The following is a 17,959-nucleotide window of genomic DNA, read 5'->3' as shown; positions in this document are numbered from 1 at the left end:
ACAGGCGGTGTGAGCACGCGGAAGGTGTAAGCACGAGGAAGGTCTGAGCACGCGGAAGGGGGCCGCGCCGATCCGGGCGCGGCCCCCTTCCGTACGTCCTTCGCCGCCGTACGTCCTACTCGTCGGCGTCGTCGCCCTCCTGAGGCGGTTCCTCGGGCCCCGAACGCCCGGACGGCGCCCCCGGACCGGCCTCGGGCGCCGACTCGGGGCCCGGCTGCTCCGGCTTCGGCGGGCGGGTCCGGCCGCTGGAGGTGTCCCGCAGGTACGAGGTGTCGCCGCCCTCCGTCGCGAGGCCCGGCCCGGGACCGGGGCCCTGCCCGGGCTCACGGCGCCGCAGATAGCGCTCGAACTCCCGGGCGATCGCCTCACCCGAGGCCTCCGGCAGCTCCGCCGTGTCCCGGGCCTCCTCCAGCGTCTGGACGTACTCCGCCACCTCGCTGTCCTCGGAGGCCAGTTGGTCCACGCCCAGCTGCCACGCCCGCGCGTCCTCGGGCAGCTCGCCCAGCGGGATGCGCAGACCGATGAGGTCCTCGAGCCGGTTCAGGAGCGCCAGCGTGGCCTTGGGGTTCGGCGGCTGCGAGACGTAGTGCGGCACCGCCGCCCACAGGCTGACCGCGGGCACGCCCGCGTGCGTGCACGCCTCCTGGAGGATGCCGACGATGCCCGTCGGGCCTTCGTAGCGCGTCTCCTCCAGATCCATCGTCCGCGCCAGGTCCGGATCGGAGGTGACACCGCTGACCGGGACCGGCCGGGTGTGCGGGGTGTCGCCGAGCAGCGCGCCCAGGATCACCACCATCTCCACGCCCAGCTCATGGGCGAAGCCCAGGATCTCGTTGCAGAACGAGCGCCAGCGCATCGACGGCTCGATCCCGCGCACCAGGACCAGGTCACGCGGCTTCTCGCCGCCGACCCTGACCACGGACAGTCTGGTCGTCGGCCAGGTGATCTTCCGGACGCCGCCGTCCAGCCACACCGTGGGCCGGTTGACCTGGAAGTCGTAGTAGTCCTCGGCGTCGAGCGCCGCGAACACCTCGCCCTTCCATTCCCGGTCCAGATGCGCGACCGCGGTGGAGGCGGCGTCGCCGGCGTCGTTCCAGCCCTCGAACGCCGCCACCATGACCGGGTCGATCAGCTCGGGCACGCCCTCGAGCTCGATCACCCAGTGCCTCCTTCCGAAGTTCCTGTCGTACGGACCAACCTTACGGCTTTCCGGCGGCCCGTCCGCAGCCCTCGTACCTCACCGGGAGCCTTCGCGGCCTTGATCGACTACCCAGGAAATCGGCCCGGCACACGGGCGGCCGACGCGTGGCCCGCCCGATCGCACGCGCGTACGCGGTAAGGGGCGGCCTCCAGGGAGACCGCCCCTTACCGCTTACTCCTTACCGCCCACCGCTCGTCAGCGGGTGAGCATGTCCTCCACCTTGCCGCGGATCTCGTCCGTCGCCAGACCGCGGATCGTGAGCGTCGTACGCCGCCGCAGCACGTCGTCGGCGGTCTCGGCCCACTCGTAGTCACGGGCGTAGGCCACCTGGGCCCAGATCTCCGGGGCGTCCGGGTGGATGCGCTCGCCGAGCTCCGGGTTCTCGTTCGCCATCCGCGCGATGTCGAAGGAGAGCGAACCGTAGTGCGTCGCCAGGTGCTTGGCGGTGTCGGCGGCCATCCGCGGGCCGGGCGCGGGACCGTCGACGAGGAGCCGGTGCGCGACCGCGTCGGGGTTGGCTATGCCGGGCAGCGGCAGCCGCTTCGGCAGCGTCGAGACCGACTCGTAGTCCTCGCCGAGCGGGTGGCCCGGCAGGGACTCCAGCTTCCTCATCACCGTACGGCCGATGTGGCGGAACGTCGTCCACTTGCCGCCGGCCACCGACAGCATGCCGCCGCGGCCCTCGGTGACGACCGTCTCGCGCTTGGCCTTGGAGGTGTCGCCGGGGCCGCCCGGCAGCACCCGCAGACCCGCGAAGGCGTAAGTGATCAGATCGCGCGACAGCTGCTGGTCGCGGATGGAGAAGGCGGCCTCGTCCAGGATCTGGGCGGTGTCCTTCTCGGTGACCTCGACCTGGCCGGGATCACCCTCGTACTCCTCGTCGGTGGTGCCGAGGAGCAGCATGTCCTCCCAGGGGAGGGCGAAGGTGATGCGGTACTTGTCGATCGGCGTGGCCAGCGCCGCCTTCCACGGGGAGGTCCGCTTCAGGACGAGGTGCGCGCCCTTGGAGAGACGGATGGAGGGGGCCGCGTTCGGGTCCTCCATCTTGCGCAGGTGGTCGACCCACGGCCCGGTCGCGTTGAGCACGAGCCGGGCGGTGACGCCGAACTCGTCGCCGCTGGTGCGGTCCTTGAGCTCCGCGCCCGTGACCCGGCCCCTGGTGAAGCGCAGGCCGGTGACCTCGGCGTGGTTGAGGACCGTGGCACCGGCCGCGACCGCGGCGCGGACGGTCATCAGCGCCATCCGGGCGTCGTTCATCTGGTCGTCGCCGTAGACGGCCACGGCCTTCAGGTTGTCGGTGCGCAGCTCCGGCACGTCCTGCGCGGCCTTGGCGGGGCTGAGCAGGTGGCCGACGCCGTCACCGAAGGCGGAGAGCGCGGAGTAGGCGAAGACGCCCGCTCCGAGCTTGGCCGCGCCGTGCGGGCCGCCCTTGTAGACGGGCAGGTAGAAGGTGAGGGGGTTGGCGAGGTGCGGCGCCACCTGACGGGAGACCGCACGCCGCTCGAAGTGGTTCTCCGCGACCAGCTTCACCGCGCCGGTCTGCAGGTAGCGCAGACCGCCGTGGAGGAGCTTGGAGGAGGCGGAGGAGGTGGCGCCGGCGAAGTCGCCGGCGTCCACCAGGGCCACCCGCAGACCGGACTGCGCGGCGTGCCAGGCGGTGGAGATGCCCAGGATGCCGCCGCCGATCACCAGGAGGTCGTACGTCGCCTTGGAAAGCTGTTCCCGGGTCTCGGCACGGCTCGGCAGGGAACCGGCTGCCGGGCGCGTCCCCAGAGCGGGGACGCATCGCAGGGTGGTCATGTCGCTAACTCCTCGTCAGTTCTCTTCTTCGAGCCAGCCCATGGAACGCTCGACGGCCTTCAGCCAGTTCTTGTACTCGGCGTCACGCTTCTCGGCGTCCATGCGGGGGGTCCACTCGGCGGCCCGGCGCCAGTTGGCGCGCAGGGCGTCGGTGTCCGGCCAGAAGCCGACGGCAAGGCCGGCGGCGTAGGCGGCGCCGAGGCAGGTGGTCTCGGCGACCATCGGACGCACCACCGGCGCGTCCAGGAAGTCCGAGAGGGTCTGCATCAGCAGGTTGTTGGAGGTCATGCCGCCGTCGACCTTGAGCGCGGTCAGCTCGACGCCGGAGTCCTTCGTCATGGCGTCGGTGATCTCACGGGTCTGCCAGGCGGTGGCCTCGAGCACGGCGCGGGCGATGTGCGCCTTGGTGACGTACCGGGTGAGGCCGGCGATCACACCGCGGGCGTCGGAGCGCCAGTACGGGGCGAACAGGCCGGAGAAGGCCGGCACGAAGTAGGCGCCGCCGTTGTCCTCGACCGAGGACGCGAGGGTCTCGATCTCGGCGGCGGACTTGATCAGGCCCATCTGGTCGCGCATCCACTGCACCAGCGAACCGGTGACGGCGATGGAGCCCTCCAGGGCGTACACCGGAGCGTCTTCACCGATCTTGTAGCCGACGGTGGTGATGAGCCCGGAGTACGAGTTGATGATCTTCTCGCCGGTGTTCATCAGCAGGAAGGTGCCGGTGCCGTACGTGGACTTGGCCTCGCCCTCGGCGAAACACGTCTGCCCGAACAGGGCGGCCTGCTGGTCGCCGAGTGCGGAGGCGACCGGGATGCCGTCCAGGACGCCGCCCTTGACGTGGCCGTACACCTCGGCGGAGGAGCGGATCTCCGGCAGCACGGCCGCCGGGACCTCCATGGACTCGAGGATCTTCTGGTCCCACTCCATGGTGTGCAGGTTCATCAGCATGGTGCGCGAGGCGTTGGTGACGTCGGTGACGTGGTGGCCGCCGTCGACGCCGCCGGTGAGGTTCCAGATGACCCAGGAGTCCATGGTGCCGAAGAGGATCTCGCCGCGCTCGGCGCGCTCGCGCAGCCCCTCGACGTTGTCGAGCAGCCAGCGGACCTTGGGGCCGGCGAAGTACGAGGCGAGCGGCAGGCCGGTCTCGCGGCGGAAGCGGTCCTGGCCGACGTTGCGGCCCAGCTCCTTGCAGAGCGAGTCGGTGCGGGTGTCCTGCCAGACGAGGGCGTTGTGGACGGGCTCACCGGTGTTCTTGTCCCAGAGCACGGTGGTCTCGCGCTGGTTGGTGATGCCGATGGCCTTGACGTCGGCGGCGGAGATGCCGCCCTTCTCGATGGCGCCGGCGACGACTTCCTGGACGTTGGTCCAGATCTCGGCGGCGTCGTGCTCCACCCAGCCCGGCTTCGGGAAGATCTGCGCGTGCTCCTTCTGGTCGACCGAGACGATCCGGCCGTCCTTGTCGAAGACGATGCAGCGGGACGAGGTCGTGCCCTGGTCGATGGCGGCGATGAACGGGCCGCTGGTGTGTGCGTCGGTCACGGAGTGCTCCAAGGAGGTCTCAGGTGTACGGCTACGACTACTGCTGTACGGCTCAGGCGAACGCGAGGTTGTAGATACCCGCCGCGAGGGCTCCACCGATCAGCGGACCGGCGACCGGGATCCAGGCGTAGCTCCAGTCGGAGCCGCCCTTGTTCGGCAGCGGCAGCAGAGCGTGCACGATGCGCGGACCGAGGTCGCGGGCCGGGTTGATGGCGTAGCCGGTCGGGCCGCCGAGCGAGAGGCCGATGGAGACCACGACGAAGGCCGTGATCAGGGCGCCGATGACGCCGAGGCCCTTGCCGCTGTCGTTGAGGCCCTGCGTCAGCACCGCGAGGACCAGCACGACCGTGCCGATGATCTCGGTGGCCAGGTTCTGCCAGACGTTGCGCACCTCGGGGCCGGTGGAGAAGACGCCGAGCACGGGCCCGGCCTTCGGGGCGGCCTTCTGGTCGACCATGCCCTCCTCGTGCGGCGGCGCGGAGAGGATCTCCGGGTCCGTGAGGTGTGCCTGGAACTGCCCGTAGTAGGCGATCCAGACCAGGGCGGCGCCGATCATGGCACCGAGCAGCTGGCCGGCGAAGTAGACCGGAACGTCGCTCCAGTCCCCGTCCTTGATCGCGATGCCGACCGTGACCGCCGGGTTGAGGTGGGCGCCGGAGAGGGTACCCGTCATGTACACGGCCGTCATGACCGCGAAGCCCCACCCGAAGGTGATGGCGAGCCAGCCGGCGTTCTGCGCCTTCGAGCGCTTGAGCACAACGGCGGCGACCACGCCGCCGCCGAGCAGGATGAGTACGGCGGTACCAATGATCTCGCCGATGAAGATGTCGGAGCTGGACACCCGCGACTCCTTTGTCCTTCGTCCAGGGGAAGGCGAACCCCGGGTCCCTCCGGTGGTCCGCGCCCTCGTGTAAGGGCGTTGCCGGCCCTTGGCAGTGCCATACCCTAGCGTGTATTGCCGGTAGGTGTTCGACAATGCCGACCGATGCACGGAAGTTTTGCCCCCGGCTTAACAGCGCGTCAAGGGTTCTGTGGCCGATACCGTTCCGCATGACCCGATCGTTACCCACGGGTCGCGCGGGCGCCGCCGGACACACGAAGGCCCGGCCGCCGTGAGGCGCCGGGCCGGGTCGTCGAGGGGGTGCGGGCGGGTTCGGAGGCGTCCGGTCAGAAGCGGCCGTTCGGAGGCGTCCGGTCAGAAGCGGCGGGCGCCCAGGTCCCGGGAGACGGCCCGGGCACAGTCCCGTACCGCCGCGATCAGCTCGGAGCGCAGCTCGCCGTCGTCGCAGACCCGCTCCACGGCGCCGGTGATCGCCACCGCGCCCACCGGCATCCGGCGCCGGTCGTGGATCGGCGCCGCCACCGAGGCCACACCCTCCCAGGTCTCCTCCACGTCAGCGGCCCATCCGCGCGCGCGGGTCAGGTCGAGCAGGGACTCGAACTCCGTCAGGTCGGTCACCGTGCGGGGCGTGAACCCCTCCCGCGGGACCTCCAGGACCTCGCTGTGCGCCACCGGGTCGTACGCCGAGATCACCTTGCCCAGGGCTGTGGAGTGCAGCGGCTGCATGGCCCCCACCTCCAGGACCTGACGGCTGTCGTCCGGCCGGAAGACGTGGTGCACGATCAGTACGCCCTGCTGGTGGAGCACGCCCAGGTGGACGCTCTCCCCGCTGGAGCGCGCCAGGTCGTCCGTCCAGACCAGCGCCCGCGCCCGCAGCTCGTGGACGTCCAGATAGCTGTTGCCGAGGCGCAGCAGCTCCGCGCCCAGCTGGTAGCGGCCCGAGGGGGCGTCCTGCTCCACGAAGCCCTCGGCCTGCAGCGTGCGCAGGATGCCGTGCGCCGTCCCCTTGGCCAGGCCCAGTGAGGAGGCGATGTCGGACAGGCCGAGCCGGCGCTCGCCGCCCGCGAGCAGTCGCAGCATCGCCGCCGCTCGTTCAAGCGACTGGATGTTCTTCGCCATCGCCCGGCCCTTCTCCCTCTCCATGATCCCGGTGGTTCCGGTGGATCCTACGGACAGGATCTCGTGGATCATGCTGTTCGACAATGCTGAACACTATCGGTCGATGCCGACCACCCGTTACCTGAACAGTGTCGTTCACGAACGAGCGTGACCGGGAGTCTCCGCACACAGAATGCCGTCCGGCCCTTGGGACGCCATGTCCACCCCGACGCCCGCACGGTTACTCTGGGCCCGTGCACCCTCCTCCGAAGGTGCAAAGCCGACAGCCGTCGCATCCCAGGGAGCTCATCCATGGCCTCGTCGCCAACCCCTTCCGCCGACAGCCGGAACCGCGCCGCCACCCTCCGCGAAGCACTCGCGACCCGCGTGGTCGTGGCCGACGGAGCCATGGGCACCATGCTCCAGTCACAGGACCCCACCCTCGAGGACTTCCAGAACCTCGAAGGCTGCAACGAGATCCTGAACGTCACTCGCCCGGACATCGTCCGTTCGGTGCACGAGGAGTACTTCGCCGTCGGCGTCGACTGCGTCGAGACGAACACCTTCGGCGCGAACCATTCGGCGGCGAACGAGTACGAGATCGCGGACCGGATCTTCGAGCTGTCCGAGGCGGGCGCCCGCATCGCCCGCGAGGTCGCCGACGAGTTCGGAGCCAAGGACGGCCGGCAGCGCTGGGTGCTGGGCTCGATCGGCCCCGGCACCAAGCTGCCGTCGCTCGGCCACATCGCGTACGACGTGCTGCGCGACGGCTACCAGCGGAACGCCGAGGGCCTGCTCGCCGGTGGTGCGGACGCCCTGATCGTGGAGACCACACAGGACCTGCTCCAGACAAAGTCGAGCCTGATCGGCGCGCGCCGGGCGATGGACGCCCTCGGTGTCGACGTACCGCTGATCTGTTCCCTGGCCTTCGAGACGACCGGCGTGATGCTGCTCGGCTCCGAGATCGGCGCCGCCCTGACCGCCCTGGAACCGCTGGGCATCGACCTGATCGGCCTGAACTGCTCGACCGGCCCGGACGAGATGAGCGAGCACCTGCGCTATCTCGCCCGCCACTCCCGTACGCCGCTGATGTGCATGCCCAACGCCGGCCTGCCCGTCCTCACCAAGGACGGCGCGCACTTCCCGCTCGGCCCCGAAGGCCTCGCCGACTCCCAGGAGGCGTTCGTCCGGGACTACGGCCTGTCCCTCATCGGCGGCTGCTGCGGTACGACCCCCGCCCACCTGCGGGCCGTCGTCGAGCGGACCCGCGACCTCGCCCCGACACCGCGTGACCCCCGCCCCGAGCCGGGCGCCGCCTCCCTCTACCAGGCTGTCCCCTTCCGCCAGGACACCGCCTACATGGCGATCGGGGAGCGGACGAACGCCAACGGTTCGAAGAAGTTCCGTGAGGCGATGCTGGAGGGCCGCTGGGACGACTGCGTGGAGATGGCCCGCGACCAGATCCGTGAGGGCGCGCACATGCTGGATCTGTGCGTCGACTACGTGGGACGTGACGGTGTCGCGGACATGGCGGAGCTGGCGGGCCGTTTCGCGACCGCCTCGACGCTGCCGATCGTGCTGGACTCCACCGAACTGCCCGTCATCCAGGCCGGTCTGGAGAAGCTCGGCGGCCGGGCGGTCATCAACTCCGTCAACTACGAGGACGGCGACGGCCCGGAGTCCCGCTTCGCGAAGGTCACCGCGCTCGCGAAGGAGCACGGGGCGGCGCTGATCGCGCTGACCATCGACGAGGAGGGCCAGGCCCGCACCGTCGAGCACAAGGTCGCCATCGCCGAGCGGCTGATCGAGGACCTGACCGGCAACTGGGGTATCGACGAGTCGGACATCCTGATCGACTGCCTCACCTTCACGATCTGCACCGGGCAGGAGGAGTCCCGCAAGGACGGCATCGCGACGATCGAGGCGATCCGCGAGCTCAAGCGCCGCCGCCCGAATGTGCAGACGACGCTCGGTCTGTCGAACATCTCCTTCGGTCTCAACCCGGCCGCCCGGGTCCTGCTCAACTCTGTCTTCCTGGACGAGTGTGTGAAGGCGGGTCTGGACTCGGCGATCGTGCACGCGAGCAAGATCCTGCCGATCGCCCGCTTCGACGAGGAGCAGGTCACCACCGCCCTCGACCTCATCTACGACCGGCGGAGTGAGGGCTACGACCCGCTGCAGAAGCTGATGGCGCTGTTCGAGGGCGTCAACATGAAGTCGATGAAGGCGGGGCGTGCCGAGGAGCTGATGGCCCTCCCGCTCGACGAGCGTCTCCAGCGACGCATCATCGACGGCGAGAAGAACGGCCTGGAGGCCGACCTCGACGAGGCCCTCACGACCCGTGCGGCCCTGGACATCGTCAACGACACCCTCCTGGAGGGCATGAAGGTCGTGGGCGAGCTGTTCGGCTCGGGTCAGATGCAGCTGCCGTTCGTGCTCCAGTCCGCCGAGGTCATGAAGACCGCCGTGGCCTATCTCGAACCGCACATGGAGAAGACCGACGACGACGGCAAGGGCACGATCGTGCTCGCGACCGTCCGGGGCGATGTCCACGACATCGGGAAGAACCTCGTCGACATCATCCTCTCCAACAACGGCTACAACGTCGTGAACCTGGGCATCAAGCAGCCCGTCTCCGCGATCCTCGACGCCGCCGAGGAGCACCGGGCCGACGTGATCGGCATGTCCGGTCTGCTCGTCAAGTCCACGGTGATCATGAAGGAGAACCTGGAAGAGCTGAACCAGCGCGGCATGGCCGCAGACTTCCCGGTCATCCTCGGCGGCGCCGCCCTGACCAGGGCCTACGTCGAGCAGGATCTCCACGAGATCTATCAGGGCGAGGTCCGCTACGCCCGTGACGCCTTCGAGGGCCTGCGCCTCATGGACGCCCTCATCGGCGTCAAGCGCGGTGTGCCCGGGGCGGCGCTGCCGGAGCTCAAGCAGCGCCGGGTCGCCCAGCGCGCCACGGCCCTCGAGGTCGACGAGCCGGAGCCGGGCGGCCGCTCGGACGTCGCCACCGACAACCCCGTGCCCACCCCGCCGTTCTGGGGCACCCGGGTCGTCAAGGGCATCCAGCTCAAGGAGTACGCGAGCTGGCTCGACGAAGGCGCCCTCTTCAAGGGCCAGTGGGGCCTCAAGCAGAACCGAACCGGTGACGGACCCTCGTACGAGGAGCTGGTGGAGAGCGAGGGCCGGCCGCGGCTGCGCGGCTGGCTGGAGCGGCTGCACACCGAGAACCTGCTGGAGGCGGCCGTCGTCCACGGCTACTTCCCCTGTGTCTCCAAGGGCGACGACCTGATCATCCTCGACGAGGCCGGGAACGAGCGGACCCGCTTCACCTTCCCGCGCCAGCGTCGCGGCAGGCGTCTGTGCCTGGCCGACTTCTTCCGCCCGGAGGAGTCCGGCGAGACCGATGTCGTCGGCCTGCAGGTCGTCACCGTCGGCTCCCGGATCGGCGAGGCCACCGCCAAGCTGTTCGAGTCCGACTCCTACCGCGACTACCTGGAGCTGCACGGCCTGTCCGTGCAGCTGGCCGAGGCGCTCGCCGAGTACTGGCACGCGCGCGTGCGGGCCGAGCTCGGCTTCGCCGGCGAGGACCCGGCCGACGTGGAGGACATGTTCGCGCTGAAGTACCGCGGCGCGCGCTTCTCCCTGGGCTACGGCGCCTGCCCGGACCTGGAGGACCGGGCGAAGATCGCCGACCTGCTCCGGCCCGAGCGGATCGGCGTCCAGCTCTCCGAGGAGTTCCAGCTCCACCCGGAGCAGTCCACGGACGCGATCGTCATCCACCACCCCGAGGCGAAGTACTTCAACGCGCGCTGAGGCGTCCGGCACACACCAGGGATAAATCCCGGCGTCCCGGGCGATCGGGACGTACACTTGTCGGCCCAGTGCAGGCCGGTCTCCTTCTCCGTACCGGGGAGAGAGGCCGGCCTTCTCGTCCCTCCATGGAGGTGTGCCGGATGACCAGTACGGTCCCCGCGTCCTTGTTCCGTACCAACGGAAGCTCCGCCCTGCAGGCGGTCTTCCTCGACATGGACGGCACCCTCGTCGACACGGAGGGATTCTGGTGGGACGCGGAGGTGGAGGCCTTCGCCGCGCTCGGGCACCGGCTGGACGAGTCCTGGCGGGACGTCGTCGTCGGCGGCCCCATGACCCGCAGCGCGGGCTACCTCATCGAGGCCACCGGCGCCGACATCACCCTCGCCGAACTCACGGTGCTGCTGAACGAGAAGTTCGAGCAGCGCATCGAGCGAGGCGTACCGCTCATGCCCGGCGCCGAGCGGCTGCTCGCCGAACTGGCCCGGCACAACATCCCGACCGCCCTGGTCTCCGCCTCCCACCGGCGCATCATCGACCGGATCCTGGCCTCCCTCGGCCCTGACCGCTTCGCCCTCAGCGTCGCAGGCGACGAGGTGGTCCGCACGAAGCCGGACCCCGAGCCCTACCTGACCGCCGCCGACGGGGTCGGCGCCGACCCCTCCCTGTGCGCCGTCATCGAGGACACCGCGACGGGCGTGGCGGCCGCCGAGGCGGCCGGCTGCCGGGTGGTCGCCGTGCCCTCCGTCGCGCCCATCGCGCCCTCCCCGGGCCGGGTCGTGGTCCGCTCCCTGGAGGACGTGGACGTCCCCTTCCTGCGGACGCTGATCTCCGGCCCGTGAATCGTCGACGGCCCGGATCTTCGAGCCATTGATCCTTTGAGCCTTTGAGCTTTCTCTGAGCTTGCCTTTCCGGTCCGCATTCGACCGCGAAATGAACCGGCCATCCATCGAAAAGGCGCCACGTGACCTTGGTCACGCAGCGTGCCGGTCGGGGGGTGGCCGGTCCGCGTCAGGTGTCCGGATCGCGGCGGTTACGCCCTCCCCGTGTGTCCCGATTCGCCGTATCGCGTACGAAACGCACCCGCGCATGACTATCGAGCGCCCCGCATTCATGATCACTGTGCGATTACTCGTACGGGTGCCCGCGGTCGGGCAATACGGCGCCGCGCACTAATCTTTCGCGAGTACTTCGCCGCACCATCCGTGTGCCCCGGCGCCCCACCCAAGTCGCCGCGCACACAGGACCGATCGCACACCATCCCGGCCCGATCCTCCGCCCCGACCGGGCGGCCCGCGGCGCAGTCCGTACCCGCTGTATCCCAGTGCCGGATGAGGAGAACGTCCAGGATGAACCGCAAGACTCTGGTGCTGCCGGCCGTGGCCGGCCTGCTCGCCCCCCTGCTAGTCGCCTGTGGCGGATCGGACGACACCAGAGCCATCGTCGTCGGCACCACGGACCAGTTCCTCGCCACCAGCGAGGCCCCCGCGCCCCTCGACCCGGCCTTCGCCTACGACACCGGCGCCTGGAACATCCTCCGGCAGACCGTCCAGACCCTGATGCACGTCCCGCGCGGCGGCGGCGAACCCGTACCCGACGCCGCCGAGAGCTGCGCCTTCAGCGACCGGGCCAGCGAGAGCTACCGCTGCACTCTGCGCGAAGGGCTCACCTTCGCCGACGGCACCCCCGTCACCGCCGAGGACGTCAAGTTCTCCGTCGAGCGCGTGCTGACCATCAAGTCCGACAACGGAACCGCCGCCCTCCTCGCCAACATCGACGCCGTCGAGACCAAGAACGAGCGCGAGATCGTCTTCCACCTCAAGACGCCCGACGCGACCTTCCCGTACAAGCTCTCCACCCCGGTCGCCGGCATCCTCAGCAAGGACAAGTACAGCGCCGACAAGCTCCGCGAGGGCTTCGAGGTCGACGGATCCGGCCCGTACACGATGAAGGCCGAGCGCGACGGCGAGCGCGTCGCCAAGGTCGTCTTCACCAGGAACGAGAAGTACAAGGGCGACGCCACCCTGCGCAACGACAAGGTCGAGCTGCGCTCCTTCGCCGACGCCGAGGCCATGAACAAGGCCCTCGAGGAGCGCCGCATCGACATGATGACCCGCGCCATGTCGCTCGCCCAGGTCAAGGAGCTCACCGAGAAGCCCAAGGAGGGCATCGAGCTCACCGAGGTCCCCGGCCTGGAGATCCGCTACCTCGCCTTCAACACCGCCGACTCCTCCGTCAGGGACAAGGCGGTCCGCCAGGCCATGGCCGCCGTCGTCGACCGCGGCCGGCTCGTCAGCGAGGTCTACGGCACCACCGCCCAGCCGCTCTACTCGCTGATCCCCTCCAGCGTCACCGGCCACTCCACCGCCTTCTTCGACACCTACGGAGAGCCCAGCACCGCCAGGGCGCGCGGCCTCCTGCGCAAGGCCGGCATCACCACCCCGGTGAAGCTGACCCTGCACTACACCACCGACCACTACGGCTCCGACACCAAGAAGGAGTTCGAGGCGCTGCGCGGACAGCTCAACGCCACCGGACTCTTCGACGTCACCGTCCAGGGCGCCGAGTGGTCCACGTTCCGTCCCGCGCAGAAGCGCGGCGACTACCCCGTCTACGGCCTGGGCTGGTTCCCCGACTTCCCGGACCCGGACAACTACGTCGCCCCCTTCCTCGACGCCGACAACTTCCTCAACACCCCCTACGTCAACAAGGTCGTCCGCGACCAGTTGATCCCGCAGTCGCGCCGCTCGGCCGACCGCACCGCCGCCGGCCCCACCTTCGGGCAGATCCAGAAGATCGTCGCCAAGGACGTGCCCGTCCTGCCGCTGTGGCAGGGCAAGCAGTACATCGCCGCCCGCGACGACGTCACCGGCGTCGAATGGGCGCTGAACACCTCCTCGGACCTGCTCCTGTGGGAGCTCGGCCGCGGCACCGCCTGACCCCTCAACCAGCTCCGTTTCAACCGGCCGCGCACAGGCGCGCGGCCGGCCTGGCAAGAGATCAAGAGGCACGTTCTGTGAAGCACAACAAGTGGCTGACGGCTCCCCTGGCCGCGGGGCTGTCCGCCGCCCTGCTCAGTGGCTGCGGCGCCGAGCAGGGTGGAGGCTCCGCGAGCTCCGGGGACAATGTCCGCGTCGGAATGTCCGACGAGGTCCTCAGCACCGACCCCGCGGCCGGCTACGACCCCGGCTCCTGGCTGCTGTTCAACAACGTCTTCCAGTCCCTGCTCAGCTTCCCCAAGGGCAGCACCGAGCCCACGCCGGAGGCCGCCGAGAAGTGCGACTTCCAGGGAGGCAGCAAGGTCTACCGCTGCACCCTCCGCGAAGGCCTGGAGTTCTCCAACGGCAACCCGCTGACCTCGAAGGACGTCAAGTTCTCCTTCGACCGCGCGCTGAAGATCGCCGACCCCTCCGGCCCGGCGCCGCTGCTCGCCACGATCGACTCCATCGAAACCCCCGACGACCTGACCGTCGTCTTCCGCCTCAAGACCCCCGACGCCACCTTCCCCAGCAAGATAGCCTCGGGCGCCGGCTCCATCGTCGACCACCGCGAGTACGCCGAGGACGCCCTGCGCACCGACGGCAAGGCGGTCGGCTCCGGCCCGTACAAGCTGGAGTCCATCACCGACACCGAGGCCGTCTTCTCCGTCAACTCCGGCTACCGGGGCACCGCCGAGACGAAGAACGCCGGCGTCACCCTCAAGCTCTACGGCGGCGACCGCGCCGCCCTCTCCAAGGCCCTCGCCGACAACGAGATCGACGTCGCCTACCGTGGCCTCGCCGCCGACGACGTCGCCTCCCTCGAAGCCTCCGCCGCCACGGAAGACCAGGGCATCGAGGTCGTCCAGGGCACCAGCGCCGAAGTCCAGCACCTGGTCTTCAACGTCAACGACCCCGTCGTCGGCAAGCTCGGCGTCCGCAAGGCCATCGCCCACCTCGTCGACCGCGACGCACTCGTCCAGAACGTCTACAAGTCGACCGCCACGCCGCTCTACTCGATCGTCCCGGCGGGCATCGCCGGCCACAACACCGCCTTCTTCGACACCTACGGCGGCCGCCCCGACGCCGCCAAGGCCAAGAAGGCGCTCCGCGAGGCCGGCATCACCGACAAGGTGAAGCTCACCCTCTGGTCCACCCCCAGCCGCTACGGCCCCGCCACCGACCAGGAGCTCAAGGCGATCGCCGAACAGCTCAACGCCAGCGGCCTGTTCGACGCCACCGTGCAGTCGGTCGAGTTCGAGCAGTACGAGAAGGACATCGAAGCCGGCAAGTACGGCGTGTACGTCAAGGGCTGGGTACCCGACTACCCCGACGCCGACAACTTCACCGCCCCCTTCTTCGGCAAGGGCAACGTCCTCGGCAACAACTACCAGAACACCACCATCACCGGCAGCCTCATCCCCAAGACCTCCGCCGCCGCCGACCGCGCCTCCACCGACCAGGACTTCGGCCGCATCCAGGACCTCGTCGCCGAAGAACTGCCGATCCTCCCGCTCTGGCAGGGCAAGCAGTACGCGGTCGCACGCGACAACATCACAGGCCTGGAGTGGACCCTGGACGCCTCGACCGTCTTCCGCTTCTGGGAGATCAAGAAGAGCTGACCCCCTGACTTCGCCGGCACGACGAAGGGGCCCGGCGCGCGTCACGCGCGCCGGGCCCCCTCGCCGTTCCCCACAAGCCTCGCGAGAGGCTACTGCGCCCCCGGACGGACCAGGCCGCTCTCGTACGCGTACACCGCCGCCTGCACCCGGTCCCGCAGACCCAGCTTCGTCAGCACATGACCCACATGCGTCTTCACCGTCGTCTCACTGACGAACAGATCAGCCGCGATCTCCGCGTTCGACAACCCACGCGCCACCAGCTTCAGCACCTCGACCTCACGGTCGGTCAACGTGTTCAGCGTGTCCGGCACCTGCTCGTCACCCGACGGCAGATGCGCCGAATACTTGTCCAGCAGCCGACGCGTGATCGACGGCGCCAGCATCGCCTCACCCGCCGCCACCACCCGGATCGCCTGCACCAGCTCATTGGCCGGAGCGTCCTTCAACAGGAACCCGCTCGCCCCCGCCCGCAGCGCCTCCACCACGTACTCGTCCAGATCGAACGTCGTCAGCACCAGCACCTTCGCCGGACCGTCCCGACCCGGCCCCGTGATCTGCCGGGTCGCCTCCACCCCGTCCATCCGCGGCATCCGGATGTCCATCAGCACCACATCCGGCTGCAGCGCCCGCACCTGGTCCAACGCCTGCAGACCGTCCCCGGCCTCACCGACCACCGCGATGTCCTGCTCCGCCTCCAGAATCATCCGGAAACCGGTGCGCAGCAGCGGCTGGTCATCGACCAGTAGGACGCGGATGGCCACAGGAACTCCTTCAGGGCGCGGGCTCGACCGGCACCATTCTGCCCTGACCCGAATCGCCCGCCTCCGGCGGGCGCGCGGAGACGATCTCCAGCGGATACACCGGCGGCGTCCCCCCGAACTCCGGACACACCACCTGGTGATCGCACCACCCGCACAGCTTCGTCGGACGCGGCCGCCACTCACCCGTCTCCGTCGCCAGCCGGATCGCCTCCCACAACGCCAGCAGCTTCCGCTCCACCCGCAGCAGATCCGCCTCCACCGGGTCGTACGTCAGCACATCCCCACTGCCCAGATACACCAGCTGCAGCCGCCGCGGCACCACCCGCTTCAACCGCCAGATCACCAGCGCATAGAACTTCATCTGGAACAGCGCCCCCTCGCTGTACTCCGGCCGCGGCGCCTTCCCCGTCTTGTAGTCGACGATCCGCACCTCACCCGTCGGCGCCACGTCGACCCGGTCGATCACCCCCCGCAGCCGAAGCCCCGACTCCAGCTCCGTCTCCACGAACAGCTCACGCTCCGCCGGCTCAAGACGCGTCGGATCCTCCAGCGTGAACCAGCGCTCCACCAGCCGCTCCGCCTCACCCAGCCAACGCGTCAGCCGCTCACCCTCCGCGTCCTCCGCGAACAGCTCACCCAGCTCCGGCCGCGACTCCAGCAGCCGGTCCCACTGCCCCGGAATCATCGCCTTCGCCCGCGGCACCGTCCGCTCCACCGCCGGATCGTCGAAGAGCCGCTCCAGCACCGCGTGCACCAGCGTCCCCCGCGTCGCCGCCTCACTCGGCTTCTCCGGCAGCCTGTCGATCACCCGGAACCGGTACAGCAAGGGACACTGCATGAAGTCGCTCGCCCGCGAAGGCGACAACGACGACGGGGTCCGGGCCCCGGAAGGCGGCTGCTCGCTCGTACTCATGACCCAGACCCTACGGCCCGCCACCGACAGCGAGCCGAATACCATCGACGACAGACCCGGTCACGCTGCATGATCGAAGAGTGACGCACGACATGAGTCGGGCGGAAGGCGACGAGAGGAACCCGTGAACCAGGACGACGAGCGCGGCGAGAACAAGCGGCCGCGGTCCGGCGACGCGGAACCGCCGGCCACCGCCGACGCCCGCACCCGGCGGACCGAGGAACCCGGCGGAGGAATCCTCATGGGCCGCCCCTTCGGCGTACCCGTCTACGTCGCCCCCAGCTGGTTCCTCGTCGCCGCCCTCATCACCTGGGTCTTCGGCGACCAGATCCAACGCGTCCTGCCCGAACTCGGAGCAGCCCGCTACCTCGTCTCCCTCTTCTTCGCCATCGCCTTCTACGCCTCCGTCCTCGTCCACGAACTGGCCCACACCATCGCGGCGCTCCGCTTCAAACTCCCCGTGCGCCGCATCCAGCTCCAGTTCTTCGGCGGAGTCTCCGAGATCGAGAAGGAGACCGAAACCCCCGGCCGCGAATTCGTCCTCGCCTTCGTCGGCCCCCTCCTCTCCCTCGTCCTCGCCGGTGTCTTCTATCTCACCCTCTACGCCGTCGAACCCGGCACCGTCCCCGGCGTCCTCCTCGCCGGCCTGATGATCTCCAACCTCATCGTCGCCGTCTTCAACCTGCTCCCCGGCCTCCCGCTCGACGGCGGCCGCATGCTCCGCGCCGTCATCTGGAAGATCACCGGCAAACCCATGAGCGGCACCATCGCCGCCGCCTGGGTCGGCCGCGCCCTCGCCGTCACCGTCCTCATCGGCCTGCCCCTCCTCACCAGGACCGGCCTCCTCGGCAACTCCACCGACGACATCAGCGGCATGGACACCGTCACCGACGCCCTGCTCGCCGCCATCCTCGCCGCCATCATCTGGACCGGCGCCGGCAACAGCCTCCGCATGGCCCGGCTGCGCGAACACCTCCCCGAACTCGGCGCCCGCAGCCTCACCCGCCGCGCCATCCCCGTCGAACCCACCACCCCGCTCTCCGAAGCCCTGCGCCGCGCCAACGAAGCCGGAGCCCGCGCCCTCGTCGTCGTCGACGGCCTCGGCAACCCCACCGCCCTCGTCCGCGAGACCGCCATCGCCGGCGTCCCCCAGCACCGCCGCCCCTGGGTCGCCGTCAGCGGCCTCGCCCAGGACCTCACCGACGGCATGCGCGTCCCCGCCGAACTCAGCGGACAACCCCTCCTCGACCACCTGCGCGCCAGCCCCGCCACCGAATACCTCGTCATCGAGGACACCGGAGAGATCTACGGAGTCCTCTCCACCGCCGACGTGGAACGCGCCTTCGTCCGGGCCATGGCAAGACCCTCCTCCTAACCCCGGTAC

Annotated in this window: 12 protein-coding genes; 5 read left to right on the top strand and 7 right to left on the bottom strand. The window is 69.7% G+C overall.

The window, feature by feature from the left end; all coding sequences use genetic code 11:
- Window positions 1-115: 115 nt before the first annotated feature.
- The 5 genes from ACF06X_RS25765 to ACF06X_RS25745 all read right to left on the bottom strand — a co-directional run bounded on the left by ACF06X_RS25765 (window position 116) and on the right by ACF06X_RS25745 (window position 6,503).
- The gene (locus ACF06X_RS25765) at window positions 116-1,159 is read right to left on the bottom strand and encodes a PAC2 family protein (protein WP_392289659.1); all 1,044 of its coding nucleotides are present in this window, start codon (window positions 1,157-1,159) and stop codon (window positions 116-118) included.
- A 237-nt stretch (window positions 1,160-1,396) separates the two neighbouring features.
- Complete coding sequence (locus ACF06X_RS25760; RefSeq protein ID WP_392289658.1) at window positions 1,397-3,001, bottom strand: FAD-dependent oxidoreductase; 1,605 nt, start codon at window positions 2,999-3,001, stop codon at window positions 1,397-1,399.
- 15 nt (window positions 3,002-3,016) lie between these two features.
- Window positions 3,017-4,543, bottom strand: a complete 1,527-nt coding sequence (gene glpK / locus ACF06X_RS25755; protein ID WP_392289657.1) for a glycerol kinase GlpK — start codon at window positions 4,541-4,543, stop codon at window positions 3,017-3,019.
- 52 nt (window positions 4,544-4,595) lie between these two features.
- Entirely contained in the window at window positions 4,596-5,384 is a 789-nt protein-coding gene (locus ACF06X_RS25750) for an MIP/aquaporin family protein (protein WP_392289656.1), read from the bottom strand.
- A gap of 354 nt (window positions 5,385-5,738) precedes the next feature.
- Window positions 5,739-6,503 (bottom strand): IclR family transcriptional regulator, encoded by a 765-nt coding sequence (locus ACF06X_RS25745; RefSeq protein WP_392289787.1) that lies wholly within the window; start codon window positions 6,501-6,503, stop codon window positions 5,739-5,741.
- 291 nt (window positions 6,504-6,794) lie between these two features.
- Between ACF06X_RS25745 and metH the strand changes: the two genes are divergently transcribed.
- The 4 genes from metH (at window position 6,795) to ACF06X_RS25725 (ending at window position 14,901) form a co-directional block, all read left to right on the top strand.
- A complete protein-coding gene (gene metH / locus ACF06X_RS25740; RefSeq protein ID WP_392289655.1) occupies window positions 6,795-10,304 on the top strand; it encodes a methionine synthase in 3,510 nt (1,169 codons plus the stop codon).
- Window positions 10,305-10,444: 140 nt separating this feature from the next.
- The gene (locus ACF06X_RS25735; protein ID WP_392289654.1) at window positions 10,445-11,143 is read left to right on the top strand and encodes an HAD family hydrolase; all 699 of its coding nucleotides are present in this window, start codon (window positions 10,445-10,447) and stop codon (window positions 11,141-11,143) included.
- Between the two features lie 507 nt (window positions 11,144-11,650).
- The gene (locus ACF06X_RS25730) at window positions 11,651-13,240 is read left to right on the top strand and encodes an ABC transporter substrate-binding protein (protein ID WP_392289653.1); all 1,590 of its coding nucleotides are present in this window, start codon (window positions 11,651-11,653) and stop codon (window positions 13,238-13,240) included.
- Window positions 13,241-13,317: 77 nt separating this feature from the next.
- Window positions 13,318-14,901, top strand: a complete 1,584-nt coding sequence (locus ACF06X_RS25725) for an ABC transporter substrate-binding protein (RefSeq protein ID WP_392289652.1) — start codon at window positions 13,318-13,320, stop codon at window positions 14,899-14,901.
- Between the two features lie 89 nt (window positions 14,902-14,990).
- On the opposite strand, the gene ACF06X_RS25720 is transcribed toward ACF06X_RS25725, so the two are convergent.
- Together ACF06X_RS25720 and ACF06X_RS25715 are read right to left on the bottom strand one after the other, a co-directional pair.
- Window positions 14,991-15,662 (bottom strand): response regulator transcription factor, encoded by a 672-nt coding sequence (locus ACF06X_RS25720; RefSeq protein WP_361439024.1) that lies wholly within the window; start codon window positions 15,660-15,662, stop codon window positions 14,991-14,993.
- Window positions 15,663-15,672: 10 nt separating this feature from the next.
- Window positions 15,673-16,575 carry a RecB family exonuclease gene (locus tag ACF06X_RS25715; RefSeq protein WP_392289651.1) on the bottom strand — a complete coding sequence of 301 codons (903 nt, stop codon included), beginning with the start codon at window positions 16,573-16,575 and terminating at the stop codon, window positions 15,673-15,675.
- Window positions 16,576-16,699: 124 nt separating this feature from the next.
- Here ACF06X_RS25715 and ACF06X_RS25710 point away from each other — a divergent pair, with 124 nt between their 5' ends.
- Window positions 16,700-17,950 (top strand): site-2 protease family protein, encoded by a 1,251-nt coding sequence (locus ACF06X_RS25710; RefSeq protein WP_392289650.1) that lies wholly within the window; start codon window positions 16,700-16,702, stop codon window positions 17,948-17,950.
- Window positions 17,951-17,959 lie beyond the last annotated feature (9 nt).

The organism is Streptomyces sp. NPDC015346 (assembly GCF_043078785.1).
Lineage (GTDB): Bacteria > Actinomycetota > Actinomycetes > Streptomycetales > Streptomycetaceae > Streptomyces.
The sequence above is the reverse complement of the archived record's forward strand: the minus strand, read 5'-3'. Positions and strand labels throughout refer to the sequence as shown.